This window comes from Streptococcus dysgalactiae subsp. dysgalactiae, from assembly GCF_900459225.1.
In the GTDB taxonomy this organism is placed as follows: domain Bacteria; phylum Bacillota; class Bacilli; order Lactobacillales; family Streptococcaceae; genus Streptococcus; species Streptococcus dysgalactiae.
Genome location: NZ_UHFH01000003.1, coordinates 1793903 through 1820645, shown reverse-complemented (window position 1 = coordinate 1820645; position 26743 = coordinate 1793903). Strand labels below are relative to the sequence as shown.

Genomic DNA, 26743 nt, shown 5'->3' with positions numbered 1-26743 from the left:
ATACTTGATAAATAAATGATAGGTATCATTAGTAAACAAAAAGCAGCGCCCATAGGGCGTTGCTTTTGACATGAAGGGAGTAATTGACCTTTTTTTGATTAGTTCATCTAAAACCTAGTTGTAAGTTTTGTTTAAAGGGTTTTTGAGGTATCACGCACCACAAGCAAATCCACTTTGGCGTTACGCATGATGTACTCAGAAGATGAACCGATAAGGAGGCGTTCGAAGGTGTTGAGACCAGTAGCTCCGACCATGATTAAATCAATCTTTTCGCGATCTGGAATATCGTGAGCAAGTAAGGTTTTGGGATTGCCGAATTCAATAATTTGTTTGACGTTTTCGATACCCGCAGCTCGGGCTTGTTTCTCAAAGTCGCCTAAAACTTCTTTGGCTTCTTGCTCTAATCTTTCGTAGATATAGGTATCAAAAGTAGCAACACTTTGAAGTGCGCGTGTATCAATCACATGAGTCAAAAAGAGAGAAGCCCCATTGCGTAATGCAACGTTGACACCTTTGTTGAAGGCTAATTCAGACTCGTAGGAGCCATCGATAGCGACGAGGATACGTTCGTATTTTTGTGACATAAGATTGCCCTCCTTTACCATTTGTCAAAACAATAACTTTTATTGTTACTCTTATTATACTCTTTTTTGTTTGATTATGAAAGCGGTTTAATGTTTTTCCTGAAAGAAAAAGGATTCCTTGTAACAAATGAGGTTACCAAAATACTAACCCCCTCCTACAACGGCTTTTTGGTATACGCCCCGCATAATTTGCTTTACTAATCGGTTATGTTATAAGGTCGTTTTTGAAGTTTTTAGACTGAAAATTCCCTATCTGATATCGGGACTTGGAATTGATAAATTCTTTCTATTTTACTTATTTTGGTTTATAATATGGGATACGAGGTAAATGAGACTATGAAAATTATTGAAAAATCATCAAAATTAGAACATGTCGCCTACGACATTCGAGGTCCTGTTTTAGACGAGGCCAACCGTATGATTGCTAATGGTGAAAAAATCCTTCGATTAAACACCGGTAACCCAGCGGCTTTTGGGTTTGAGGCTCCTGATGAGGTCATCCATGATTTGATTGTCAATGCGAGGCTTAGTGAAGGGTATTCAGATAGCAAGGGTATTTTTTCTGCCCGCAAAGCCATTATGCAATATTGTCAGCTGAAAGGTTTCCCAGAGGTAGATATTGAAGATATTTATTTGGGAAATGGAGTGTCAGAATTAATTTCCATGTCATTACAAGCCCTGCTTGATGATGGGGATGAGGTGTTGGTTCCTATGCCGGATTACCCTCTATGGACAGCCTGTGTCAGTCTGGGTGGCGGAAAGGCTGTGCATTACTTGTGTGATGAAGAAGCGGATTGGTATCCTGACATTGCTGATATCAAATCAAAAATCACGAGTCGCACCAAAGCTATTGTGGTCATCAACCCTAACAATCCGACTGGTGCCCTTTACCCTAAAGAAGTCCTAGAAGATATTGTTACCTTTGCAAGAGAGCACCAGCTGATTATTTTTGCCGATGAAATCTATGACCGATTGGTTATGGACGGAGAGGAGCATATTGCCATTGCTAGTTTAGCGCCAGATGTATTTTGTGTATCCATGAACGGTTTATCAAAATCCCATCGTATTGCTGGTTTCCGAGTAGGTTGGATGGTCTTATCTGGGCCAAAAAATCACGTGAAAGGCTATATCGAAGGATTAAACATGCTAGCGAATATGCGCCTCTGCTCTAATGTGTTGGCCCAACAGGTAGTGCAAACATCTCTAGGCGGTCGTCAGTCCGTTGATGAGCTCTTGTTGCCAGGTGGACGTATTTTTGAGCAACGTAATTTTATCCATGAAGCCATTAATGCGATTCCAGGCTTATCTGCAGTCAAACCCAAAGCAGGTCTTTACCTTTTTCCTAAGATTGATCGTAATATGTATCGTATCGATGACGATGAAGAATTTGTGCTCCAATTATTAAAACAAGAAAAGGTGATGTTGGTTCATGGCAGAGGCTTCAACTGGAAGGACCCAGACCACTTCCGAATTGTGTACTTACCAACCGTGGAAGAATTAGAAGATGTTCAGGAAAAAATCACCCGCGTCTTACATCAGTACAAACGCTAATATATTTCTCATATCCACTTAATCAAAAAATACGAGGGATCACAATTGATGTGGTCTCTTTTGTGATGCATACGAGAGTAATGGCTTTTATAATGTGTGACACTAACTATCATTTATCTGGTCACTTTTATGAGATAAACTGAGAAAGTTACCACTATTACTTTGAATTGTCAAAAGAATAGATAATTTTCTGATAATTCCTTGCAAAAGTAGACTGGTTTTGTTATAATTGAAAAGCAAATAATTCGAAGGAAAAGGAAGAAAATGCCTAACTTATTAGAAAAAACTCGTAAAATTACGTCTATTCTACAGCGCTCTGTAGATAGCTTGGAGACAGAACTCCCTTATAATACGATGGCGTCTCGCTTGGCAGATATTATTGACTGTAATGCCTGCATTATAAATGGCGGAGGAACCCTACTTGGTTACGCCATGAAATATAAAACCAATACAGATCGTGTTGAGGAATTTTTTGAAGCTAAGCAATTTCCAGATACTTATGTCAAAGCAGCTAGCCGTGTCTACGATACTGAGGCCAATCTTTCAGTGGAAAGTGAATTAACCATTTTTCCTGTGGAATCGAAAGACATCTATCCAGATGGTTTGACAACGATTGCACCGATTTATGGTGGAGGTATGCGACTGGGATCTCTTATTATTTGGCGCAACGATAATGAGTTTAGTGATGAGGACCTCATCTTGGTTGAAATTTCAAGCACGGTTGTTGGGATTCAGCTGTTAAATCTTCAAACAGAAAACCTGGAAGAAACGATCCGCAAGCAAACAGCTGTCAACATGGCTATTAACACCCTATCTTATTCAGAAATGAAGGCTGTTGCAGCTATTCTTGGTGAATTGGATGGTAACGAAGGCCGTTTAACAGCTTCTGTTATTGCTGACCGTATCGGTATTACACGATCTGTGATCGTCAATGCCCTTCGTAAATTGGAAAGTGCTGGTATTATTGAAAGTCGCTCTCTGGGCATGAAGGGAACCTACCTCAAGGTTATTAATGAGGGAATTTTTGATAAATTGAAAGAATTTTAAGCTGAAAACATCTCTTTTTAAGAGGTGTTTTTTGGTTTCTGTTTTGGGTGGAGTCGGATGTCTTGACACCTGTAAAGAAATTTGTTACAATTGAGAGCAATAGAGGAGATAAGGGGGGTTCCCCTGTTTAGGAGATACTGATGAGAGCATTGATTTCAATTGACTACACAAACGATTTTGTCGCAGATGATGGGAAGTTGAGCGCAGGAAAAGCTGCCCACGCTATTTCGTCAACCATAGCTGAGGTGACCGAAAAAGCATTTGAGCGAGGGGACTATATTTTCTTTGCTATTGATTGTCATGATGAGAACGATCCATGGCACCCAGAAAGCAAACTTTTCCCCCCTCATAATCTTAAGGGAAGTAAAGGGCGTGAGCTTTATGGTCCTTTGGACAAAGTCTATCAACAGATAAAACAAGACCCTAAAGTATTCTGGTTAGATAAGCGTCACTATTCTGCTTTTTCGGGGACAGATTTGGATATTCGGCTGCGCGAACGTGGTGTTAATACAGTAGTCTTAACAGGAGTTCTAACCGATATCTGTGTCTTGCATACTGCCATTGACGCTTACAATTTAGGTTACAAGCTGGAGGTTGTTCGTTCAGCAGTTGCGAGTATATCAGATCAATCACACCAGTGGGCCTTGGCTCATTTTGAACAGGTTTTGGGCGCGACCATTATTGAGTAACAACAAAAAGAGGCATCAGACGATGTCTCCTTTTTAGTGGCTGCTAAACGACGTTTGGACGATAATCTATTTTTTGACAATGAGTTGAATGGCTTGATTGAGGCGTTCTTCTTGTAAAACAGGATCTGTTTCCGGCTCCTCAATAAGTTGGGCTATTTTCTCGCCTATGACCAATCCCATTGTGCTATTGATACTTGATCGAATAGCAGTTAGCTGTGTGATAATATCAAAACAGGCTTGTTCTTCTTCAATCATTTTTTGAACCCCACGTAATTGTCCCTCTGTCCGTTTAAGGCGATTAAGGATGTCTTTTTTCTCTCTTTTCATGGCTTACCTCATTTCTGAATTTTCATTATACTGGTCCTTGTTCCCTTTGTCAACTATGAGGAAGTGCTTGTGCTGCTCACTCTGATATTGTTTTTGAAGGAGATTGGAAGATTTCAGAATTCGCTATTCTCAAACTTTTTGATTGACTTTAAAAAGTCTACGTGTTACCCTTTACATACCCTGTGGGGTATAAAAAAAGAAAGGTCTTTCCCATGATCTCTAAACTATTAGCACGCATTTTTTCAAGAACACCTAGTATTTCAGTAGAAATGTTAGTTGAGCTGCTCAAACAGGACAAGCTACAGCTAGTGGATGTTCGAACACGAAAAGAATATCAAAGTGGTCATATTCGACAAGCTACCAACACTCCTCTGTCTGATTTAGCACAATTTCGAGGGGATAAACAGGAACCTCTCTATGTGATTTGCCAATCAGGTATGCGAAGTAAAAGGGCCTGCCGATTTCTTGCGAATCAGGGGTATCAAGTGGTTGATGTTAAAGGTGGCATGTCGCATTGGACTGATAACACTTTGTTAGTGAAAAAGAAATAAAGAGATAAGGAGAAACAATGAAGGTACTTATTATCGGTGGTGTTGCTGGTGGCATGTCAGCAGCTACTCGTTTAAGACGATTAAGGGAAGATGCAGAAATTATCGTGATTGATAAAGGGCCTTATGTCTCATTTGCAAACTGTGGCTTGCCTTTCTATGTATCTGGTGAAATCGCTGAGCGTCATCAATTATTGGTGCAAACGCCTGAACGTCTAAAAGCTCGATTTAATTTGGACGTCCGACCTGAGACAGAAGCTTTGCATATTGATCCAGTCAATAAGATGGTTACCCTTGAACATGATGGCAAGAGCTACCAAGAAAGTTATGATAAATTAATTCTCTCACCAGGGGCCAAACCCTTTATTCCCAATATTGATGGTCTGTCGGATGCTCAAAATATCTTTACCTTAAGAAATATCCCGGACTTAGATAAGATTATGGCAGTTGTTCAACAGCAACAAGTTGGGAAAGCCACTATAGTAGGGGCTGGTTTTATTGGTCTTGAGATGGCAGAAGCCCTTGTTAAAAAAGGTTACGACGTCACTATTGTTGAAAAAGCTGATCATGTTTTACCTCCTCTGGATGAAGAAATGGCGAGCTTTATTCAAAAAGAGTTGCAGAAGCAAGGGGTGACAGTTATCACAGGACAATCTCTAACAGCCATGGAAGAAGCAGGTAGAAAGCTTGTTTTGGAAGACGGAACACGTTTAGAGACCTCACTGACTATTTTGTCCGTGGGAATGCAACCAGAGTCACTTTTAGCCAAAGAAGCTGGATTGGCTTTGGGATTACGTGGCGGTATTTTAGTTGATGCTTCTTATCAAACAAGTCAACCAGACATTTATGCAGTAGGTGATGCCATTGTAGTGAAGCAAGAATTAACAGGTCAAGATGCCTTAATCGCTCTAGCTAGTCCAGCTAACCGTCAAGGACGTCAGGTAGCCGATGTTATCGCTGGGCTTTCTCGAAAGAGCAAAGGCAGTTTAGGAACTGCTATTGTGCGTGTCTTTGATTTAACTGCAGCTACAACGGGTCTAGGAGAAAAGGCTGCTAGGGATGCTTTTCAAGATGTAGCTGTTGTGCATGTGACAGGAAATGATCATGCTTCCTATTATCCAGGAGCTAGTTCAATGACCCTTAAATTAATCTTTAGTCAAACTGATGGGCGTATTTATGGTGCTCAAGCGGTCGGGGCTAAAGGAGTGGACAAACGGGTTGATATTCTAGCGACAGCTATTAAAGCCGGATTAAGCGTCGCTGATTTGCCGGAACTAGAGTTAACCTATGCTCCACCATTTGGTTCAGCAAAAGACCCTGTTAACATGCTAGGGTACGCTGCCTTGAATGTACTGGAAGGCCTTAGCCAATCCGTTCAATGGTACCAATTGGAAGAAGAGTTGGAGAAAGGCAAACGTTTATTAGATGTTAGAACGGCAACAGAATACGCTGCAGGACATTTTGATAATGGTATTAATGTTCCTTTAGATCAACTGCGTGATCGTCTAGAAGAACTGGATAAGAGTGTTTCCTACATTGTGAGCTGTCATAGTGGCCTAAGGTCCTATTTAGCAGAGAGAATCTTGAAACAAAATGGTTTTGATGTGCTCAATCTGGATGGAGCTTATGCCCTATACCAATCGATTTACCCAGAAAGGATTAGTCATGATTAGAACAGAATCTATATCAGCTTTAAAAGCAGCACGTCAAAAATATAACGTGGCCTTGATCGACGTTAGGGAAGCTGACGAATATACTTCAGGTCATGTTCCCGGTGCTATTAATATGCCTTTGTCTAGCTTTGTTCACCATTATCAAGAACTTGATAACGGCAAAGAATACCACGTGATTTGCCAGTCAGGAGCACGTTCAGCTCAAGCGGTTGCCTTTTTAGAAAGCAAAGGCTACTCTGCTGTGTCGGTAGAGGGTGGAACTCAAGCTTGGGATGAGGCTCTAACCTTTTAGAAATCCAGTTAATATAAATCGTTAAAAAAGACCTAAAGAGGTCTTTTTTTGTGACTTGTTAGGGACTAGAAGAAAAGGAATTGGCCAGAAGGGGGTAATTGAAAAAGAAAAGTGATGACTTTTACTTGAAAATGTTTTTAATATTGGATATAATATAGCATATATAATAAATAGTATATCACATATAAGAAAGGTTGTGATCTTATTCAACTAACTCAGCGGCAACAAACTATTATAGCGATTGTCAAAAAAGAAGAGCCTATCACTGGGGAGCATATTGCAGACCTCCTTCAAGTTACTAGAGCAGCCTTACGATCGGATTTGGTTGTTCTGACCATGTTGGGCATTTTAGATGCTAAACCCAAAGTTGGCTATTTTTACCAGGGGGAAGGCGTCTTAGCGACAGCTCAAACCTCTATTAGAGATGTCAAAGTATCTGATGTCATGGGTATCCCGCTCACAGCTCATCAAGACGATTCGGTTTATGACGTGATTGTTAGCCTCTTTATGGAAGATAGTGGAGGGGTATTTGTTTTGGATAAGGACAATTACCTTTGTGGCTTGGTTTCTCGAAAAGACTTGCTCAAGGCGGCGATAGGAGGTAGCGACCTAACCAAGCTACCGATTGGTATGGTTATGACTCGTGTTCCTAATGTGACCACTGTTTTGGAGGATGCCTCAGTTGGTCAGGCAGCGGATTTACTGGTTAAGCGAGAAGTTGATAGCTTACCCGTGGTTCGGTTAGATCCTGATTTTCCTGATAAAATGACCGTGGTAGGGAAGTTATCTAAAACCATTATTAGTCGTCTTTTTCTAGAATTGTAGGGATATTGAAGGAGGTTCTCATGGAAGACCAACTATCGATTTTTATTGTTTCTGACTCTCTAGGAGAAACGGCTAGAGCCTTAGCTAAGGCCTGTATTTACCAATTTCCCAATCATGACCACTGGGAATTTCGCCGCTTCTCCTATATTAATAGAGTCGACTTGCTTGACAAGGTTTTTGAAGAAGCTAGGAAAACAACAGCTTTTTTAATGTTTAGTTTGGTGGATGAAAAACTGGCAAGTTATGCTGAAAAACGATGCCAAGAAGAAGGATTCGTCTATGTTGATTTGTTAACAAACGTTATTAAGGCTATGGCTAGTATCTCGGGTGCTAAGCCGTTGGGAGAACCAGGAATCCTGCGGCGTTTGGACAATCATTACTTCAAACGTGTGGATGCGATTGAATTTGCAGTCAAATATGATGATGGCAAGGATCCGAGAGGGATTTTGAAAGCAGATGTGATTTTGCTGGGCGTGTCAAGGACGTCTAAAACTCCTCTTAGCATGTACCTTGCCGACAAGCAATTAAAGGTGGTTAATATCCCTTTGGTGCCCGAAATTCCAATTCCTAAGGAATTGAGTCAGGTATCTCCTAAGCGGATTATCGGATTGACCAACTCGCCTGAAAAACTCAATCATATTCGAAGCGAACGCTTAAAGGCGCTTGGTGTCTCGGGCTCAGCTAATTATGCTAAAATGGACCGCATTTTGGAGGAATTGGATTATGCAGATGCAGTCATGAAATCTCTCAATTGTCCGGTAATCAATGTCGCTCATAAGGCGATTGAGGAGACTGCAAGTATTATTTTAGAATTATTGACGTCAAATGGGGTAACTGTTGTTAAAGATTACGACAGGTAGTAGGAGGCTTATCATGGGAAAGACATTTGTTTATCGGTTTGATCAAGGTCACAAAGATATGCGTGATTTATTAGGAGGCAAGGGAGCAAATTTGGCTGAAATGACAGCTATTGGCTTGCCTGTGCCGCAAGGGTTTACCATTACCACAGAAGCTTGCAACGATTATTATGAGAAAGACGGCCAGGTCAGTTCGCTGGTGTTAGACCAAATTGATCAGGCCTTGTTGGAATTGGAGAAGGTTCAGGGGAAGGTATTAGGCAGTGACGACAACCCACTTCTTGTCTCTGTTCGGTCGGGGGCTGTTTTTTCCATGCCTGGCATGATGGATACCATTTTAAATCTTGGTTTAAATGATAAGAGTGTTCTTGGACTGGCTTCAAGTACTCAAAATGAACGTTTTGCTTATGATAGTTACCGCCGTTTTATTCAAATGTTTTCGGACGTGGCTATGGAAATCCCTAAGTACAAGTTTGAAGCGGTGCTTGATCGAATCAAAGAAGCTAAGGGGTATCGGAGTGATACCGATTTGACAACTGATGATCTCATGGCTATTGTAGCAGAATACAAAGCTATCTACCAAAGTGAAATGGGGAAAGCATTTCCTCAGGATCCTAAGGAACAACTGCTATTGGCGATTAAAGCTGTTTTTCGGTCTTGGAATAACCCAAGAGCTCGTATTTATCGTCAGCTCAATGATATTTCAAATCAATTGGGAACAGCGGTGAATATCCAGTCCATGGTTTTCGGCAATATGGGAGCAGATAGTGGTACGGGAGTTGCCTTTACCCGCAATCCTGCCACAGGAGAGGCTGTTCTTTTTGGAGAATATTTGATCAATGCCCAGGGAGAAGATGTGGTGGCAGGTATTCGGACACCGCAGAGCATTGCCACTCTGGAAAAAGAGATGCCAGCTATTTATGATCAATTTGTTGCTATCACCCAACTTCTGGAAAAACACTATCGTGATATGCAGGATGTGGAATTTACTATCGAGAAGGGCAAACTTTATATGCTGCAGACCCGTAATGGGAAACGCACTGCCAAGGCCGCTATCAAGATTGCTGTTGATTTGGTGAAAGAAGGGCTGATTAGCAAAGAAGAAGCTATTTTACGCATTGAGCCTAGCCAACTGGACCAGTTGCTCCATCCTACTTTTGACTCCAAAGCCTGTCAAGAAGCTCTTTGTCTAGCAAAAGGATTACCTGCCTCACCAGGAGCTGCTTCGGGTCGAGTTTATTTCCATGCAGAGGATGTGGTTGCTCATGCCAAACAAGGGGAACCTTGCCTTTTAGTACGGCAAGAAACATCTCCAGAAGACATTGAAGGGATGGTCAAGGCAACTGGTATTTTAACGGCTCGTGGGGGCATGACTTCTCACGCAGCAGTGGTTGCGAGAGGCATGGGGAAAACTTGTGTGGTCGGTTGCAGTCAATTACGGGTTAATGAAGCCGCAAAAACCATTGATATGGACGGCAGACAGATTCATGAGGGCGACTATCTTTCTATTGATGGCAGCACAGGCAGAGTTTATCTGGGAGAACTAGCCATGACCTCCGTAACAGTTGATGACAACTACACAACCTTTATGAGCTGGGTTGATGAGGCGCGTGATATGCTGGTCAGAACCAATGCTGACAACCCTCGTGATGCCCAAAAAGCGATTGACTTTGGGGCAGAAGGCATTGGTTTATGCCGTACCGAGCACATGTTCTTTGAGGAAGACAGGATTCCAGCTGTTCGTGAAATGATTTTGGCAGATGGTTTAGATGACCGTCTCAAAGCTCTGGATAAACTATTGCCTTTCCAACGTCAGGATTTTTATGAGATTTTTAAAGTATTGAATGGGAGAGCCTGTACCATTCGTCTCTTAGACCCGCCACTACATGAATTCTTGCCGCATGAGGAAAAAGCGATTAAGGATTTGGCAGAGCAGATGGGTTATCCCTTAGGTTACCTTCACAAACGCATTGCTGACTTGGAAGAATTTAACCCTATGCTGGGGCACCGTGGTTGTCGTTTAGCCATTACTTACCCAGAAATTTATCAAATGCAGGTTAAAGCCATTGCTCAAGGTGCAATCAAAGCTTTACAAGAAGGCTATGAAGTAACACCCGAAATCATGGTGCCGCTGATTAGCAGCGCTAAAGAGTTGGCTGCCTTACGCCCCCTCATTGAGCAAACCATGCAAGAAGAACTGGCAGCTGCAGATCAAGAGTTGGCTTACACCATTGGGACGATGATTGAAATTCCAAGAGCTTGTGTGACAGCCGATGACATCGCTCAGTATGCGGATTTCTTCAGTTTCGGCACAAACGACCTAACACAAATGGGCTTTGGTTTTTCCCGAGACGATGCTGGAAAATTCTTGGGGGAATACGTTGACAGGGGTATTTTTGACAAGGATCCGTTCCAGACCTTTGATCAGAAAGGGATTGGCCGTCTCTTTAGTACCGCCGTTTCATTAGGCAGTTCGGTTAAGCCTAAGTTGAAACTTGGCATTTGTGGGGAACATGGTGGCGATCCTGCTTCCATTGCCTTTTGCCACAGTCAAGGCCTGACCTACGTTTCTTGTTCGCCATTTAGAGTGCCGCTTACTCGCTTGGCGGCTGCTCAGGCTGCCATCAAAGCTTCAGGCCACAGTCTTACCCAAGACAAATAGAGTTTAGTTTGTCACACTTCCTGACTAAGGTTTTCTGACCTTAGTCAGGAAGTTTTTTGCTGTATGGCTTTCTAGAATTGCATCGGTCACCTATGGTAAATGGGCGCAATTATGATATAATAATTGAGACTATGTAAAAATGATGTGAGGAGTTTTTCCGCTACCTTTGGAGAATGGCAGAGCTGTTCTTTGGAATTGGAATACTTCTTGTCATCTTGGATGGGAGAAATCATGAAAATTTCTGAAGAAGAAGTTCGCCATGTCGCGAAGCTATCAAAATTATCATTCTCAGAAAGTGAGACAACAACCTTTGCAACGACCCTATCTAAAATCGTTGACATGGTTGAATTGCTGAACGAAGTTGATACCGAAGGTGTGGCCATTACAACAACCATGGCAGATAAGAAAAATGTGATGCGTCAAGATGTCGCTGAAGAAGGAACAGACCGTGCCTTGCTCTTTAAAAATGTTCCTGAAAAAGAAAATCACTTTATCAAGGTACCTGCTATTTTGGATGACGGAGGAGATGCCTAATGTCTTTTAATCATAAAACCATTGAAGAGTTGCATGACCTCCTTGTAGCTAAGGAGATTTCCGCAACCGAATTGACTCAAAAAACACTTGAAGACATCAAGTCTCGTGAGGAGGCTGTCGGGTCGTTTATCACTGTTTCAGAAGAAGCTGCTCTTAAACAAGCTGCGGCAATTGATGCCAAAGGTATTGATGCTGATAACCTCATGTCGGGTATTCCACTAGCTGTTAAGGATAATATCTCAACCAAGGGCATCCTAACCACAGCCGCTTCAAAAATGTTGTATAACTACGAGCCGATTTTTGATGCCACATCAGTAGCAAATGCCTACGCTAAAGACATGATTGTCATTGGAAAAACCAACATGGACGAATTTGCCATGGGTGGTTCAACAGAAACCTCTTATTTCAAGAAAACGAAAAATGCTTGGGACCACACAAAAGTACCTGGTGGCTCATCAGGTGGTTCGGCAACAGCAGTCGCTTCAGGACAAGTCCGTTTATCTCTTGGTTCAGACACTGGTGGTTCTATTCGGCAGCCAGCTGCATTTAATGGTGTTGTCGGTTTGAAACCAACCTATGGCACTGTTTCTCGCTATGGTCTCATTGCTTTTGGAAGTTCACTTGATCAGATTGGACCTTTTGCTCCGACAGTTAAAGAAAACGCCCAATTATTAAATGTGATTGCAAGTAGCGATATCAAGGATGCCACTTCAGCGCCTGTCCGCATTGCAGACTACACATCTAAGATTGGTCGTGACATTAAAGGCATGAAGATTGCCCTTCCTAAAGAGTATCTTGGCGAAGGGATTGATCCTGAGATTAAGGAAACGGTTCTTGCGGCAGCTAAACAATTTGAAGCCTTAGGAGCTACTGTTGAGGAAGTTAGTCTTCCACATAGCAAATATGGTGTGGCTGTCTATTACATTATTGCTTCGTCAGAAGCGTCCTCAAACTTACAACGTTTTGATGGCATTCGCTATGGTTTCCGTGCTGACGATGCTAAAAACTTGGATGAAATCTATGTTAACACTCGTAGCCAAGGCTTTGGTGATGAGGTTAAACGTCGTATCATGCTTGGGACCTTTAGTTTGTCATCAGGTTATTATGACGCTTATTTCAAAAAGGCCGGTCAAGTGCGCACTTTGATTATTCAAGATTTTGACAAGGTCTTTGCGGATTATGATCTTATTCTAGGCCCAACAACACCGACGGTTGCTTTTGGCTTAGACACACTCAACCACGATCCTGTTGCCATGTATTTGGCCGACTTATTGACCATTCCGGTTAACTTGGCTGGTCTGCCAGGTATTTCTATTCCAGCAGGATTCGTCGATGGCTTGCCAGTAGGGCTTCAATTAATTGGTCCGAAATACGCTGAAGAAACCATCTATCAAGCGGCAGCAGCCTTTGAAGCGGTGACAGATTATCACAAGCAACAACCGATTATTTTTGGAGGTGACAAGTAATGAATTTTGAAACCATTATTGGGCTTGAAGTCCATGTGGAATTAAATACCAATTCCAAAATTTTCTCACCTTCGTCAGCTCACTTTGGTGAGGACCCAAATGCCAACACGAATGTGATTGATTGGTCTTTCCCAGGGGTCTTACCAGTCATGAACAAAGGGGTGATTGATGCGGGCATAAAAGCAGCGCTTGCCCTTAATATGGACATCCATAAAGAGATGCATTTCGACCGCAAAAATTATTTCTACCCAGATAATCCTAAAGCTTATCAAATTTCACAGTTTGACGAGCCGATTGGCTACAACGGATGGATTGAGATTAAATTGGAAGACGGTTCAACCAAGAAAATTCGTATTGAACGCGCACACTTGGAAGAAGATGCTGGTAAAAACACTCATGGCACAGATGGTTATTCTTATGTGGACCTTAACCGCCAAGGAGTTCCTTTGATTGAGATTGTGTCAGAAGCCGACATGCGTTCTCCTGAAGAAGCCTATGCTTATTTGACAGCTCTGAAAGAAATCATCCAGTATACGGGTATTTCTGATGTCAAGATGGAAGAAGGCTCCATGCGTGTGGATGCCAATATTTCTCTTCGTCCTTACGGGCAAGAACAATTTGGAACAAAGACCGAATTGAAAAACTTGAACTCCTTCTCAAATGTCCGTAAAGGGCTTGAATTTGAGGTGGAACGTCAAGCCAAACTCTTGCGTTCAGGTGGTGTGATACGCCAAGAAACGCGCCGCTATGACGAAGCGAATAAGGGGACTATTTTGATGCGGGTCAAAGAAGGGGCAGCGGACTATCGTTATTTCCCAGAACCAGACCTGCCATTATATGAGATTGATGATGCTTGGATTGACGAGATGCGTGCTCAATTACCTCAATTCCCAGCTCAGCGTCGTGCTAAATACGAAGAGGAACTTGGCCTCTCAGCTTATGATGCTAGCCAACTAACAGCTACCAAAGCCTTGTCAGATTTCTTTGAAACTGCAGTAAGTCTTGGTGGCGATGCCAAGCAAGTCTCTAACTGGTTGCAAGGAGAAGTTGCCCAATTCTTAAATGCAGAAGGCAAAACCATTGAAGAAATCGCTCTGACACCAGAAAATTTGGTGGAGATGATTGCTATCATTGCTGATGGTACAATCTCTTCTAAAATGGCTAAGAAGGTTTTTGTGCATTTGGCTAAAAACGGTGGCTCAGCACGTGCTTATGTGGAAAAAGCAGGGCTTGTTCAGATTTCTGATCCAGCTGTTCTGGTACCAATTATTCATCAAGTCTTTGCTGATAATGAAGCTGCAGTGGCTGATTTCAAATCAGGCAAACGTAATGCTGATAAGGCTTTCACAGGCTTCTTGATGAAGGCAACCAAAGGTCAAGCCAACCCACAAGTCGCTCAACAATTATTAGCTCAAGAATTGCAAAAACTGTTAGATTAAACTTTTTTGAACAAACTTTTAGTTTGTTAAAAGGCAGTCACCCTGGAAGGTGGGCTGCTTTTTGTCTATTTGTTTTAGGCGGATTAGGATTGAAGTAGCGGAGTTGGTGACCTGCTATTCTTTTCAGTTCTGGAAATAGGAAAACTTGTAGGCTTAGATGGACTATCAAAGCTTCTAAAACTATGCTAAAATGGTTGGTGATGAAGCAGAGAAAGGGGATAGCATGTCAAAAACGGTTAAAGGTAGTTTAATGGTTCTTTTGGCAGGGCTAGCTTGGGGAATTTCAGGTGCTTTTGGTCAATATTTAATGGCTCATGGCACGGATGTTCATTTGCTAACGTCGTTAAGGCTCATGATTTCAGGGGTCGTCTTGACTGCCCTAGTCCTGTGGCGTCACAAAGAAAAAGTCATTGCCCTTGTGACCACTAAAAAACATTTCAAGGAACTCTTGATTTATAGTCTTTTAGGATTGGGGCTCAATCAGTACGCCTATTTGATGGCGATCCGTTATTCCAATGCTGGCACAGCCACTGTGTTACAGTATTTATCTCCTATTTTAGTGTTGATTTTTGTGTCCGCCACAGCTAAACGGTTGCCGACTATCACAGAATCTCTAGCAATTCTCTTAGCTATACTTGGCACAGTTATTATGGCTTGTCATGGAGATCTATCTCACTTAGCCATTAGCCCAATTGGTCTTTTCTGGGGAGTTTTTTCAGCCCTTACCTATGCTTATTGCGTGATTAAACCCGTTAATATGATTAAGACTTGGGGCAGCTTGATCGTTATTGGACTTGCGATGTTAATGGGAGGAGTGGTTTTTCCAATCGTAACGAGGGCTTGGCGCTATCCCCTTATGTTAACGGCTGATAATCTAATAGCCCTTATTGGAATTATTGGGATTGGAACTATTTTTGCTTATACCTTTTTCTTAAAAGGAGCTTCACTCATCGGTCCCGTTAAGGCGACTTTGTTGGCGTCCATAGAGCCAGTAGCATCGGTTTTTTTCGCCATTGTGCTAATGAAAGAACTTTTTTACGTTATTGATCTTCTAGGAATGGCTTTGATTTTAGTTGCTGTTCTACTGATTTCCTTTAGAGATTTGTTGCTTTATCAAAGAGAAAGATGGTTACTAAAAGCAGTCAAGAGGCAAAAAAGATTCTGAAGAAGTCTTGCTAATCGCTAATTTATTGCAAGTCAGTTAAAAATGATGATATGATAAAGGAATATTGAACATGATTTGGTCTTTAATTGTTGGTGCTTTTATTGGTATGATAGCTGGTAAAATCACTGAAAAGAGTCAATCCATGGGTTGTTTCACTAATATTGCAGCTGGTCTTATTGGATCAGCTGTGGGACAACGCTTATTTGGGGATTGGGGTATTCAGTTAGCTGGCATGGCTGTCTTTCCATCAATCTTGGGAGCTGCCATAGTGATTGCTCTTGTTTCAGCTATATTTGGAAAACGATAATAAAAAAAGGCTGCATGGCATAGCGCCAAACAGCCTTTTTTGCAACATAAAATGTCTTATCTTTTTATCGGTTGCTTTTCTATTATAGGCTTCTTATATGTAGATTTCATATCAGCTAGTTAACAAAAAATTGTTCATGTTACCGTTTTGACACCTTTTTGCAAAATGTAACTGTCACAAGAGGAACAGGGACGACTACGATTCGAAAAGTCAAAAATCCTCATAAGAGATTTTTAAATATCTCTGTTTTTGCAAGTGTTTTTGTTACATGCTATAATAATAAGAAGAGATTTTTGGAGGTTAACATGACGAAAACAAGACTCTATATTGCCAGACATGGGAAAACCATGTTTAATACCATTGGGCGTGCTCAAGGGTGGAGTGACACACCTCTTACCAAAAAAGGAGAAGAAGGTATCCGCGAATTAGGTTTAGGCTTAAAGGATTCAGGCATACCTTTTAAAGCTGCTTTTTCTAGCGATTCAGGCCGGACCATGCAAACCATGGAGATTATTTTGAGAGAATCTGAAAATGAATTCCTCCCGTACACCCGCGATAAACGCATTCGTGAGTGGTGCTTTGGTAGCTTAGATGGCGCTTACGATTCAGAATTATTTCTAGGTGTCCTTCCAAGAACAAAAGCCTTTGAAAACCGTGATAACCTACGTGATGTTCCCTATTCTGAATTAGCAGAAAGTATCGTAGAAGTTGATACAGCTAATTGGGCAGAACCGTGGGAAGTTCTTCGCAAGCGTATCTGGGACGGTTTTGAGGCGATTGCCTTATCCATTCAAAATGCTGGCGGCGGGAATGCTCTTGTGGTTAGCCATGGGATGACTATTGGAACATTTATGTGGCTAATCGATCCTGACCGTGAGAAACAATATATTGATAACGGCAGTGTCACTGTTGTCGAATTTGAAGATGGGCAATTTACCATCAAAACCATTGGAGATATGAGTTATCGCTACCGTGGCCGTGAAATAATAGAAGCAAAGTCAGATGAAGCATAATCATTTTAAATTATTATTACAAACACTGGTTGTCCTGCTCTTTGTCGGAGGTATTTACCTCTTTATTAAGCCAGAGAAGCAGGCCACCAAGACGCCTTCAAGTCAACAGGCAAGCAGTCAAAAAGTGGTCAAAAATAGCAAAGAGTCCACAGGGCTTCCTAAAGTCTCTCCAAAAGATTGGGAATTGATTTTAGTGAATCGGGACCATATAACTGAGGAATTGAGCCCAGAATTGGTTGATGTGAATGGGGTGTCGGTGGACAAGCGTATTGAACAGGCTACTGCTGATTTTTTAGCGGCAGCTCAGGCTATTGACCCACAAGAGCACCTTATTTCAGGTTATCGCTCCGTAGCTTACCAAGCAGAGCTGTACCAATCATATATTGATCAAGAAATGGCTAACGATCCCAGTTTGACTCGGGAGGCTGCCGAAGCTTTGGTTCAAACTTACTCACAACCTGCGGGAGCTAGTGAGCATCAGACAGGGCTTGCCATTGATATGAGTACCGTGGATAGTTTAAATGCCAGTGATCCTCAAGTGGCTCAAGCTGTTCAAAAAATAGCACCTGAATATGGTTTTGTGCTCCGCTTTCCCGATGGTAAAACCAAAAGCACAGGAGTAGGGTATGAAGATTGGCACTACCGTTATGTCGGTAAAGCCTCCGCTCGCTACATGACCAAGCACCGCCTAACCCTCGAAGAATATATCAGTGCTCTAAAGGAGAAACAATGAGAAGTCGACTGAAATTTCCCTATTTTATCACCATGCTCCTCTTCTTTTTAGTTTTGATAATTGGTCCTCTCCTTCTAAATAGTAGAATGGCTAGTGCGACAAAGGAAATCAACGTTGGTTACAATCAAGACCAATTTATTAAAAACCTTGCGCCAGAAGTTAAACCTCTAGCGGAACATTATGGGATTAGGCCTTCCATTTTGATTGGCCAAATTCTTCTAGAAACTGACAATGGAAGAACTTTACTGGCTGCTAAGTATCATAATCTCTTTTCTAAGGAGGCTGACTTAGGTCAGCCCGGCATCAGATTAAAAGATTCCCTAAAAAGTGGGCAAGTTGTCCGATATGCTGTGTATAAGGATAGGGAAAGTTCTATCAGAGATTATTTGAGTATGCTTAGTCAAGGGCAACAGATTGATAAACGACTATATCGAAGCTTGGCAACCGAAAAAGGTTATAAGGCTCCAGCACAGAGTCTACAAGATTATCGTTATAGCGAGGAGGCTACCTATGCCAAACGATTGATTAAAGTGATTGAAGAGAAAGACCTGACAAGTTATGATTGATAAAATTAGCACTCTAAAAAAAGAGTGCTAATTTTTTGAGTTTTTTCCTTGACATGTGTTTGGGAAGGAGTATAATGGAAATATAAATTAGCAGTCGAACACATAGAGTGCTAAGCGAAAGGGGTGATTGGTTTGTGATTACCGAGCGTCAAAATGACATCTTAAATCTCATCGTGGAATTATTTACACAGACTCATGAACCAGTTGGCTCAAAAGCTTTACAGTCAGTCATTGACTCAAGTAGTGCCACGATCAGAAATGATATGGCAAAGCTAGAAAGGCTAGGCCTCCTGGAAAAAGCACATACTTCTAGTGGACGGATGCCGAGTGCAGCAGGATTTAAGTATTTCGTGGAGCACTCGCTCAGTTTAGATAATATTGATGAGCAAGATGTTTATCAATTGGTCAAAGCATTCGATTTTGAAGCCTTTAGATTAGAAGATCTTCTCGCTAAAGCCAGTCAGATTTTAGCAGATATTACAGGGTATACGGCTGTTATTTTAGATGTTGAACCTGCTAGGCAGAAGTTAACAGCCTTTGATGTCGTTCAATTATCAAATCATGATGCCTTAGCGGTGCTAACTTTAGATGAATCAAAACCTATAACTGTTCAGTTTGCCATCCCTAAAAACTTTCTTAGCAAGGATCTTTTGGTTCTCAAGGAGATCGTGGATGAGCGCTTACTAGGTAGAGATGTGATGGATGTTCACTATAAATTACGAACAGAAATTCCGCAGATTGTTCAAAAGTATTTCACAGTGACTGACAATGTTTTAGATTTATTTGATTACATTTTTGAAGGGCTTTTTCAAGAGACCGTTTTTGTTTCTGGAAAAGTAGCAGCTCTGGACTATGCTGGCCTAGCTACTTATCAGTTCCTTGACCATGAGCAGAGACTTGCTTTGTCGATTAGGCAAAGCATGGCTGAAGATGACATGGCTATGGTGCGAGTAGCAGATAGCAAAGAGGCTGCTTTAGCGAATGTGACCTTGTTGACCTACAAATTTTTGATTCCTTATCGTGGATTTGGACTACTTAGTCTGATTGGGCCTATTGATATGGACTATCGCCGTAGTGTCAGCTTGATTAATGTTATTGGGCGTATTCTAGCTGTTAAATTACGAGATTACTACCGTTATTTGAACAGTAATCACTATGAAGTTAACTAAGGCTAGCTGATGCAATGAAAAAGTAAGAAAGAGGTGTTACCTTGTCAAAAAAAGCAAAAGAAGAGCAAGTCAAGGAAGAGTCACTTGACCAAACTGTTGAAGTAGAAGAAGTATCAACAGAAGAAGTGGTTGAGGAAACTCCTGAAAAAACAGACTTGGAATTGGCCAATGAGCGTGCCGAGGAGTTTGAAAACAAATACCTTCGTGCTCATGCAGAAATGCAAAACATCCAACGCCGTGCTAATGAAGAACGTCAAAACTTGCAACGTTACCGGTCGCAAGACTTAGCGAAAAAAATTCTCCCAAGTCTTGATAACTTAGAACGTGCGTTAGCAGTTGAGGGGTTAACAGACGACGTTAAAAAGGGACTTGAAATGGTTCAAGAAAGTCTCGTTCAAGCCCTTAAAGAAGAGGGTATCGAAGAAGTTGCTGTGGAAAGTTTTGATCACAATTTGCACATGGCAGTTCAAACCTTGCCAGCTGATGATGAACACCCAGCAGATAGCATTGCACAGGTATTCCAAAAAGGTTATAAACTACATGAGCGCTTGCTAAGACCAGCCATGGTTGTTGTTTATAATTAATTTTGGTGACTGCGCAGCGATTGCGAAGGTACTGAGCTCAAAAAGAAAACACAACACTTCGACCGCCAAGTCGTTAAACTAGACTAGTATAAGAAAAATATAAAAGAGGTATGACACATGTCTAAAATTATTGGTATTGACTTAGGAACAACTAACTCAGCAGTTGCAGTTCTTGAAGGAACTGAATCAAAGATTATTGCTAATCCAGAAGGAAATCGTACAACACCATCTGTTGTGTCTTTCAAAAATGGTGAAATCATTGTAGGTGATGCTGCAAAACGCCAAGCAGTCACAAACCCAGATACCATTATCTCAATTAAATCAAAAATGGGAACTTCTGAAAAAGTTGCTGCAAATGGGAAAGAATACACACCACAAGAAATCTCAGCTATGATTCTTCAATACCTTAAAGGTTATGCTGAAGACTACCTTGGTGAAAAAGTAACCAAAGCGGTTATCACAGTTCCTGCCTACTTTAACGATGCGCAACGTCAAGCGACAAAAGATGCTGGTAAAATTGCTGGTCTTGAAGTAGAACGTATTGTCAACGAACCAACAGCGGCAGCACTTGCTTATGGTCTTGATAAAACAGATAAAGAAGAAAAAATCTTGGTCTTTGACCTTGGTGGTGGTACCTTTGACGTTTCAATCCTTGAATTAGGTGATGGTGTCTTTGACGTATTGGCAACAGCAGGTGATAACAAACTTGGTGGTGATGATTTTGACCAAAAAATCATTGATTTCTTAGTCGAAGAATTCAAGAAAGAAAATGGTATTGACCTTTCTCAAGACAAAATGGCGCTTCAACGTTTGAAAGATGCTGCTGAGAAAGCTAAGAAAGATTTGTCAGGTGTCACTCAAACTCAAATCTCATTGCCATTTATCACTGCAGGTGCTGCTGGTCCTCTTCACTTAGAAATGAGCTTGTCTCGTGCTAAATTTGACGACCTTACTCGCGACCTTGTAGAACGCACGAAAACTCCAGTTCGTCAAGCCCTTTCAGATGCAGGCTTGTCATTGTCAGAAATCGACGAAGTTATTCTTGTTGGTGGATCAACTCGTATCCCAGCAGTTGTCGAAGCGGTTAAAGCTGAAACTGGTAAAGAACCAAACAAATCTGTGAACCCTGACGAAGTGGTTGCTATGGGTGCTGCTATCCAAGGTGGTGTCATCACTGGTGATGTCAAAGACGTTGTTCTTCTTGACGTTACCCCATTGTCACTTGGTATCGAAACAATGGGTGGTGTCTTCACAAAACTTATTGATCGTAACACCACTATTCCAACGTCTAAATCACAAGTCTTCTCAACTGCAGCAGACAACCAACCAGCCGTTGATATCCACGTTCTTCAAGGGGAACGCCCAATGGCAGCAGACAACAAGACTCTTGGACGCTTCCAATTGACAGATATTCCTGCAGCTCCTCGTGGTATTCCACAAATTGAAGTAACATTCGATATCGATAAAAATGGTATTGTTTCTGTAAAAGCAAAAGACCTTGGTACTCAAAAAGAACAACACATTGTTATTAAGTCAAATGATGGTCTTTCAGAAGAAGAAATTGATCGCATGATGAAAGACGCTGAAGCAAATGCTGAAGCAGATGCGAAACGTAAAGAAGAAGTTGATCTTAAAAACGAAGTTGACCAAGCTATCTTTGCAACTGAAAAAACAATCAAAGAAACTGAAGGTAAAGGCTTTGACGCTGAACGTGATCAAGCACAATCAGCCCTTGATGAATTGAAAGCTGCACAAGAATCAGGTAACCTTGAGGACATGAAAGCAAAACTTGAAGCGCTCAACGAAAAAGCACAAGCTCTTGCAGTTAAAATGTATGAACAAGCAGCCGCAGCACAACAAGCAGCGCAAGGTGCAGAAGGCGCTCAAACAAGTGATTCATCAAATGACGATGGTGTTGTAGACGGTGAGTTTACGGAGAAATAAAACAGTCCTGCGGACTGTTTTATCCCATGAGCCTAGAGACAAAGAGCGAGTGGTTAAGGTTTACAGACTAAAAAAGCGTGTGCTTGCACACAAGGAAGTTTATCTTTTTCACTCGGATTTTAGGTTGTGCTCAATTTAACTTACAAATATGGTACAAACTCAGAGGTTGACAACCAACCTCTGTTTTTGGCTAAGAAGAACTAAAGAGGAATTTCATGAAAAAAGTTGCTTGTCTGATTTATCCATATTTTTCCCTTTATGAAGTGACGGCCTTAACTAGTACACTTGTTCTTTCTTTTGGTGTTGATATTGACTACATCGCAACATCCAAAGACCTCATTGTTTCAGAGGACGGGCTCTCTTGTCAGGCTACAAAAACTCTTGAGCAGATTTCCATTGATGATTATTCTTGCCTCATCCTACCAGGAATGATTGACTTTAAGCCGGCCTTACGTGATAAGGAGTTGCTCACATTTTTAGCTGGTCTAAATGAAGAATCTATTCTGATTGCTGCAATTTCATCGGCTCCCATTTTATTGGCGAAAGCAGGGCTTCTAAAAGACAAAACTTTCACTGGAGGAATTTGGCAAAATTTCTTTGATTACTTTGACTTTATCCCAAAGGAAAATTTCAAGCCACTTTCAGTTTTGAAAGACCAAAATATCGTGACAGCAATTGGCTTTGCTCATCAGGAATTTGCAAGAACAGTCCTCACGTCGCTTAATTTAACAGAGGATGCGAATAAATTCTTCAGAGAAGAAGCGACCTACGCAGAAGAAGACTTAGTTTTTAATCTTTCAGAAGAGGAATTTGAGAATTTCAAGTCAGACTTTGACGCTGATCTCATTTCAAAATAACCTTTACAGAAAGGAAAATGTTCTTAACTGAACACGGGCTACTTTCTAAATTTCAAAGAAAGGAATACAAGTTCGATTATTCGAACACAGGCCAAAGCGTGTAAAATCCCTTTTGCGGATTTGCACACGCCTACGACTCTGCGAAAAAAGAGAAATACCTCCTAGATACGAGAGTATCTTCGTCGGATTTCCTATTTTTCATTGAGCCGTTTTACGGCTTGGTATCTTACATTATGAACAATACAGAATATTACGATCGTCTGGGGATTTCTAAGGATGCGTCCCAAGATGATATTAAAAAAGCTTATCGAAAAATGTCTAAGAAATATCACCCAGACATTAATAAGGAAGCTGGTGCTGAACAAAAGTATAAGGATGTCCAAGAAGCTTATGAAACGCTAAGTGACTCTCAAAAACGCGCAGCTTATGACCAATATGGTGCAGCAGGCGCCAACGGTGGCTTCGGTGGGGGAGCAGGCGGCTTTGGTGGATTTGATGGAGGCGGCTTTGGCGGTTTTGAGGACATTTTCTCAAGTTTCTTTGGTGGCGGTGGCATGCGTAACCCTAATGCTCCTCGTCAAGGAGATGACCTACAATACCGTGTTAATCTTTCCTTTGAAGAGGCGGTTTTTGGTGTTGAAAAGGAAGTTAGCTATAATCGTGAAGCAACTTGTGGCACTTGTTCAGGTTCAGGTGCCAAACCTGGTACCAGTCCAGTAACTTGTCATAAGTGTCATGGTTCAGGAGTGATGACTGTTGATACTCAAACCCCACTTGGAATGATGCGTCGACAAGTGACCTGTGATGTCTGTCATGGTACTGGTCAAGAGATTAAAGAACCCTGCCCAACTTGTCATGGTACTGGTCACGAAAAGAAAGTTCACAAAGTTTCGGTTAAAATCCCAGCTGGTGTAGAAACTGGTCAACAGATTCGTCTTCAAGGTCAAGGGGAAGCAGGCTTTAATGGAGGTCCTTATGGCGACCTATTCGTTATTTTGAATGTCTTACCAAGTAAGAAATTTGAGCGAAATGGTTCGACGATTTATTACAGCCTAGACATTTCCTTTACCCAAGCAGCTTTAGGGGATACTGTGGACATTCCGACAGTACATGGTGATGTGGAAATGGCTATTCCAGCAGGAACGCAAACTGGTAAAACCTTCCGTCTTAAAGGAAAAGGGGCACCAAAACTCCGTGGTGGTGGCCAAGGAGATCAGCATGTGACTGTTAATATTATCACTCCAACTAAACTTAACGATGCTCAAAAAGAGGCTTTAAAAGCCTTCGCTGAGGCAAGTGGTGAACAACCATTACATCCAAAGAAAAAAGGATTCTTTGATAAAGTCAAAGATGCTTTAGAAGATATTTAAACGACGTCAACGTATGCATTTAGAGAGTTATTTCTTTAAATGCGTACGTTTTTTTTAATTTTATGGTGATAGCGAAAACGTTTTCGGTGACTTCTGTCAATTTTTTTCTTGCCAAAGAGAAAAAACTGGTGTATTATATTTAGGTAATTAATTTGATTATCAAATCATTTATTTATAAAATAATTTTGTTATCAAATAAATTATCAGAAAAGAGGACTGTGATGCCGTTTAACTATATCATTTTTGACATTCAAGACGACCTTGCGACGCTAACCTTAAATCGTCCAGAGGTTTCAAATGGCTTTAATATTCCAACTTGCCAAGAAATCTTACAAGCTTTGACGAAAGTAAAGGAAAATCCATCCGTACGCTTTTTAATGATTAAAGCTGTTGGGAAAGTTTTCTCCATTGGTGGGGACTTGGTTGAGATGCAAACTGCGGTTGAAAAGGATGACGTGCAATCATTGGTTAAGATTGCGGAGTTAGTCCAAGAAATTTCTTTTGCGATCAAACAACTTCCGAAACCGGTTATTCTTTGTGCAGATGGTGCAGTAGCTGGAGCAGCATTTAATATTGCTTTGGCAGCGGATTTTTGCATTGCCAGTACCCAAACAAAATTTATTCAAGCCTTTGTGAATGTTGGTTTGGCACCAGATGCGGGAGGTCTGTTTCTACTAACACGTGCTGTTGGTCTTAATCGTGCCACTTATCTTGTCATGACGGGCGAAGGGGTGACGGCAGAAAAAGGGCTTGACTATGGCTTTGTCTATCGTGCAGCCGAGTCCGATAAGTTAGACAAAGTCTGTCTTCAACTGTTAAAACGGTTAAGACGTGGGTCTTCCAATTCCTATGCTGGAATGAAGACTTTAGTGTGGCAGAGTTTCTTTACCGGCTGGGAAGAGTATGCTAAAAAAGAACTTGACATTCAAGAAGAGCTAGCCTTCAAAGAGGATTTCAAAGAAGGTGTCAGAGCTTATGGCGAAAGACGACGACCAAATTTCCAAGGGAAGTAAGACAGCTATTGTTTGCAAAATACTTTGACCTTTGATATACTTTGATTGTCAAAGTTTATTGCTAGGAGGTGTTTACTTGGAATATGACAAAATTAACCAATACTTAGTTGATATTTTCAACCGGATTTTGGTTATCGAAGAAATGAGCTTAAAGACGAGTCAGTTTAGTGATGTCTCTTTAAAAGAGATGCACACCATTGAGATTATTGGAAAATATGATCAGGTGACGCCAAGTGACATTGCTAGAGAACTAATGGTGACATTGGGAACAGTAACCACTAGCTTGAATAAACTGGAAGCAAAAGGCTACATCGAAAGAACGCGGTCAAGTTCAGATAGACGGGTGGTTTACCTGTCACTAACAAAAAAAGGTCGCCTTTTGGATCGCCTTCATGCTAAGTTTCACAAAAACATGGTTGGACATGTGATTGCTGATATGAGTGACGAAGAGATGCAAGCGTTAATGCGCGGACTAGGTAACCTACATCAATTTTTGGAGGATTTGGTTTAAATGGTCTTTTCGAAAATCAGTCAGGTGGCTCACTATGCTCCCAAACAGCTAGTGACCAATGATGATTTAGCAAACATAATGGATACCAGCCATGAGTGGATTTTTTCTCGAACCGGAATTGCCCAAAGGCATATTGTCAGAGAGGAGCTCACTAGTGATTTGGCGAGTCGAGTCGCAGAACAACTCTTGACAAAGTCTGGTCTAGCAGCTGATGCAATTGATTTTATTATCGTTGCGACGATTAGTCCTGATGGTACAATGCCCTCGACGGCAGCAATTGTTCAAGCGACTATTGGTGCTACGAGAGCCTTTGCTTTTGATCTAACAGCTGCTTGTAGTGGTTTTGTCTTTGCTTTGACTATGGCTGATAAGCTCATCTCGTCAGGGTCCTATCAAAAGGGGATGGTGATTGGGGCAGAAACCTTATCAAAACTCATTGATTGGAAAGACCGGACGACAGCTGTTCTCTTTGGAGATGGCGCTGGAGGTGTTCTGCTAGAAGCTAGTCAAGACCAGCATCTCTTAGCAGAATCTTTACATACAGATGGAGCGCGTGGGCAGCATTTGACTTCGGGGCAAACGGGACTTTCTTCCCCATTCTCTCTTAGTCAAGAAGTTACCCACACTATCCAAATGGATGGGCGCGCTATCTTTGATTTTGCGATTAGAGATGTGTCTAAAAACATTTCTGGGATAATTGAGCAATCAGGTCTAACTAATGATGATTTAGATTATCTCCTGTTACATCAAGCTAATCGTCGTATCCTGGATAAAATGGCTCGGAAAATTGACTTTCCTAGGGAGAAGTTCCTTGAGAATATGGAACATTATGGGAATACCAGTGCAGCTAGTATCCCAATTCTCTTATCAGAAGCTGTCCAAAATGGGCAGATTAGACTAGATGGTACCCAAAAAGTCTTGCTCTCCGGTTTCGGTGGAGGTTTGACATGGGGAAGTCTAATTGTTAAAATCTAGTTATATCATGTGCCTAGCACATTTATAAAAATAAATTTATAT

Annotated in this window: 27 protein-coding genes; 25 read left to right on the top strand and 2 right to left on the bottom strand. The window is 41.4% G+C overall.

The features are described 5' to 3' along the window. Nucleotides 1–131: 131 nt before the first annotated feature. Entirely contained in the window at nucleotides 132–584 is a 453-nt protein-coding gene (locus DYD17_RS09365) for a universal stress protein (protein WP_003052566.1), read from the bottom strand. Between the two features lie 336 nt (nucleotides 585–920). On the opposite strand from DYD17_RS09365, the gene DYD17_RS09360 reads away from it, so the two are divergent. The 3 genes from DYD17_RS09360 to DYD17_RS09350 all read left to right on the top strand — a co-directional run bounded on the left by DYD17_RS09360 (nucleotide 921) and on the right by DYD17_RS09350 (nucleotide 3871). Then, nucleotides 921–2135 (top strand): pyridoxal phosphate-dependent aminotransferase, encoded by a 1215-nt coding sequence (locus tag DYD17_RS09360; RefSeq protein WP_115253109.1) that lies wholly within the window; start codon nucleotides 921–923, stop codon nucleotides 2133–2135. A gap of 264 nt (nucleotides 2136–2399) precedes the next feature. Next, a complete protein-coding gene (gene codY, locus DYD17_RS09355) occupies nucleotides 2400–3182 on the top strand; it encodes a GTP-sensing pleiotropic transcriptional regulator CodY (RefSeq protein WP_003053880.1) in 783 nt (260 codons plus the stop codon). 137 nt (nucleotides 3183–3319) lie between these two features. Next, on the top strand, nucleotides 3320–3871 hold the full coding sequence (locus tag DYD17_RS09350) for a cysteine hydrolase family protein (protein WP_174221711.1): 552 nt from the start codon (nucleotides 3320–3322) through the stop codon (nucleotides 3869–3871). 66 nt (nucleotides 3872–3937) lie between these two features. Here the strand turns inward: DYD17_RS09350 and DYD17_RS09345 are convergent, their stop codons facing one another. After that, on the bottom strand, nucleotides 3938–4198 hold the full coding sequence (locus tag DYD17_RS09345; protein WP_003053835.1) for a metal-sensitive transcriptional regulator: 261 nt from the start codon (nucleotides 4196–4198) through the stop codon (nucleotides 3938–3940). A 212-nt stretch (nucleotides 4199–4410) separates the two neighbouring features. Between DYD17_RS09345 and DYD17_RS09340 the strand changes: the two genes are divergently transcribed. The 22 genes from DYD17_RS09340 (at nucleotide 4411) to DYD17_RS09235 (ending at nucleotide 26701) form a co-directional block, all read left to right on the top strand. Beyond that, entirely contained in the window at nucleotides 4411–4749 is a 339-nt protein-coding gene (locus DYD17_RS09340; protein ID WP_115253107.1) for a rhodanese-like domain-containing protein, read from the top strand. 17 nt (nucleotides 4750–4766) lie between these two features. Continuing rightward, on the top strand, nucleotides 4767–6419 hold the full coding sequence (locus tag DYD17_RS09335) for an FAD-dependent oxidoreductase (RefSeq protein ID WP_115253106.1): 1653 nt from the start codon (nucleotides 4767–4769) through the stop codon (nucleotides 6417–6419). Next, nucleotides 6412–6711, top strand: coding sequence for a rhodanese-like domain-containing protein (locus DYD17_RS09330; RefSeq protein ID WP_003052552.1), 300 nt, complete (start codon nucleotides 6412–6414; stop codon nucleotides 6709–6711). The genes DYD17_RS09335 and DYD17_RS09330 overlap by 8 nt, the downstream gene beginning before the upstream one ends. Nucleotides 6712–6942: 231 nt before the next feature. Next, on the top strand, nucleotides 6943–7536 hold the full coding sequence (locus DYD17_RS09325) for a helix-turn-helix transcriptional regulator (RefSeq protein ID WP_309543649.1): 594 nt from the start codon (nucleotides 6943–6945) through the stop codon (nucleotides 7534–7536). A 20-nt stretch (nucleotides 7537–7556) separates the two neighbouring features. Further along, on the top strand, nucleotides 7557–8396 hold the full coding sequence (locus DYD17_RS09320; protein ID WP_003052547.1) for a pyruvate, water dikinase regulatory protein: 840 nt from the start codon (nucleotides 7557–7559) through the stop codon (nucleotides 8394–8396). Nucleotides 8397–8409: 13 nt separating this feature from the next. Continuing rightward, nucleotides 8410–11055, top strand: coding sequence for a pyruvate, phosphate dikinase (gene ppdK / locus DYD17_RS09315; RefSeq protein ID WP_115276462.1), 2646 nt, complete (start codon nucleotides 8410–8412; stop codon nucleotides 11053–11055). Nucleotides 11056–11286: 231 nt separating this feature from the next. Next, nucleotides 11287–11589 (top strand): Asp-tRNA(Asn)/Glu-tRNA(Gln) amidotransferase subunit GatC, encoded by a 303-nt coding sequence (gene gatC, locus DYD17_RS09310; protein WP_002988561.1) that lies wholly within the window; start codon nucleotides 11287–11289, stop codon nucleotides 11587–11589. Beyond that, nucleotides 11589–13055 carry an Asp-tRNA(Asn)/Glu-tRNA(Gln) amidotransferase subunit GatA gene (gatA, locus tag DYD17_RS09305; protein ID WP_003052543.1) on the top strand — a complete coding sequence of 489 codons (1467 nt, stop codon included), beginning with the start codon at nucleotides 11589–11591 and terminating at the stop codon, nucleotides 13053–13055. Before gatC ends, gatA begins: the two co-directional genes overlap by 1 nt. After that, nucleotides 13055–14494 carry an Asp-tRNA(Asn)/Glu-tRNA(Gln) amidotransferase subunit GatB gene (gene gatB / locus DYD17_RS09300; RefSeq protein ID WP_003052542.1) on the top strand — a complete coding sequence of 480 codons (1440 nt, stop codon included), beginning with the start codon at nucleotides 13055–13057 and terminating at the stop codon, nucleotides 14492–14494. The genes gatA and gatB overlap by 1 nt, the downstream gene beginning before the upstream one ends. A 223-nt stretch (nucleotides 14495–14717) precedes the next feature. Continuing rightward, complete coding sequence (locus DYD17_RS09295) at nucleotides 14718–15659, top strand: DMT family transporter (RefSeq protein ID WP_003052539.1); 942 nt, start codon at nucleotides 14718–14720, stop codon at nucleotides 15657–15659. A gap of 70 nt (nucleotides 15660–15729) precedes the next feature. Continuing rightward, entirely contained in the window at nucleotides 15730–15966 is a 237-nt protein-coding gene (locus DYD17_RS09290) for a GlsB/YeaQ/YmgE family stress response membrane protein (RefSeq protein WP_003052537.1), read from the top strand. Nucleotides 15967–16271: 305 nt separating this feature from the next. Next, a complete protein-coding gene (locus DYD17_RS09285; protein WP_003061134.1) occupies nucleotides 16272–16979 on the top strand; it encodes a histidine phosphatase family protein in 708 nt (235 codons plus the stop codon). Continuing rightward, nucleotides 16969–17712, top strand: a complete 744-nt coding sequence (locus DYD17_RS09280) for a M15 family metallopeptidase (protein ID WP_003052536.1) — start codon at nucleotides 16969–16971, stop codon at nucleotides 17710–17712. Before DYD17_RS09285 ends, DYD17_RS09280 begins: the two co-directional genes overlap by 11 nt. Beyond that, nucleotides 17709–18278, top strand: a complete 570-nt coding sequence (locus DYD17_RS09275) for a glucosaminidase domain-containing protein (RefSeq protein WP_115253104.1) — start codon at nucleotides 17709–17711, stop codon at nucleotides 18276–18278. Before DYD17_RS09280 ends, DYD17_RS09275 begins: the two co-directional genes overlap by 4 nt. Nucleotides 18279–18412: 134 nt before the next feature. Then, on the top strand, nucleotides 18413–19447 hold the full coding sequence (gene hrcA / locus DYD17_RS09270) for a heat-inducible transcriptional repressor HrcA (RefSeq protein WP_003052532.1): 1035 nt from the start codon (nucleotides 18413–18415) through the stop codon (nucleotides 19445–19447). Between the two features lie 41 nt (nucleotides 19448–19488). Then, nucleotides 19489–20031, top strand: coding sequence for a nucleotide exchange factor GrpE (gene grpE, locus DYD17_RS09265; RefSeq protein WP_003052530.1), 543 nt, complete (start codon nucleotides 19489–19491; stop codon nucleotides 20029–20031). Nucleotides 20032–20148: 117 nt separating this feature from the next. Then, nucleotides 20149–21975, top strand: a complete 1827-nt coding sequence (dnaK, locus tag DYD17_RS09260) for a molecular chaperone DnaK (protein WP_115253103.1) — start codon at nucleotides 20149–20151, stop codon at nucleotides 21973–21975. Between the two features lie 215 nt (nucleotides 21976–22190). Further along, complete coding sequence (locus DYD17_RS09255) at nucleotides 22191–22832, top strand: DJ-1/PfpI family protein (protein ID WP_003052526.1); 642 nt, start codon at nucleotides 22191–22193, stop codon at nucleotides 22830–22832. Between the two features lie 233 nt (nucleotides 22833–23065). Next, nucleotides 23066–24202: a molecular chaperone DnaJ gene (dnaJ, locus tag DYD17_RS09250; protein WP_003052525.1), complete on the top strand. Its 1137-nt coding sequence runs from the start codon at nucleotides 23066–23068 to the stop codon at nucleotides 24200–24202. A 221-nt stretch (nucleotides 24203–24423) separates the two neighbouring features. Continuing rightward, entirely contained in the window at nucleotides 24424–25215 is a 792-nt protein-coding gene (locus DYD17_RS09245; protein WP_115253102.1) for an enoyl-CoA hydratase, read from the top strand. Between the two features lie 76 nt (nucleotides 25216–25291). After that, nucleotides 25292–25726, top strand: coding sequence for a fatty acid biosynthesis transcriptional regulator FabT (fabT, locus tag DYD17_RS09240; RefSeq protein ID WP_003052521.1), 435 nt, complete (start codon nucleotides 25292–25294; stop codon nucleotides 25724–25726). Next, nucleotides 25727–26701: a beta-ketoacyl-ACP synthase III gene (locus tag DYD17_RS09235; protein WP_115253101.1), complete on the top strand. Its 975-nt coding sequence runs from the start codon at nucleotides 25727–25729 to the stop codon at nucleotides 26699–26701. It abuts the gene before it with no gap. Nucleotides 26702–26743 lie beyond the last annotated feature (42 nt).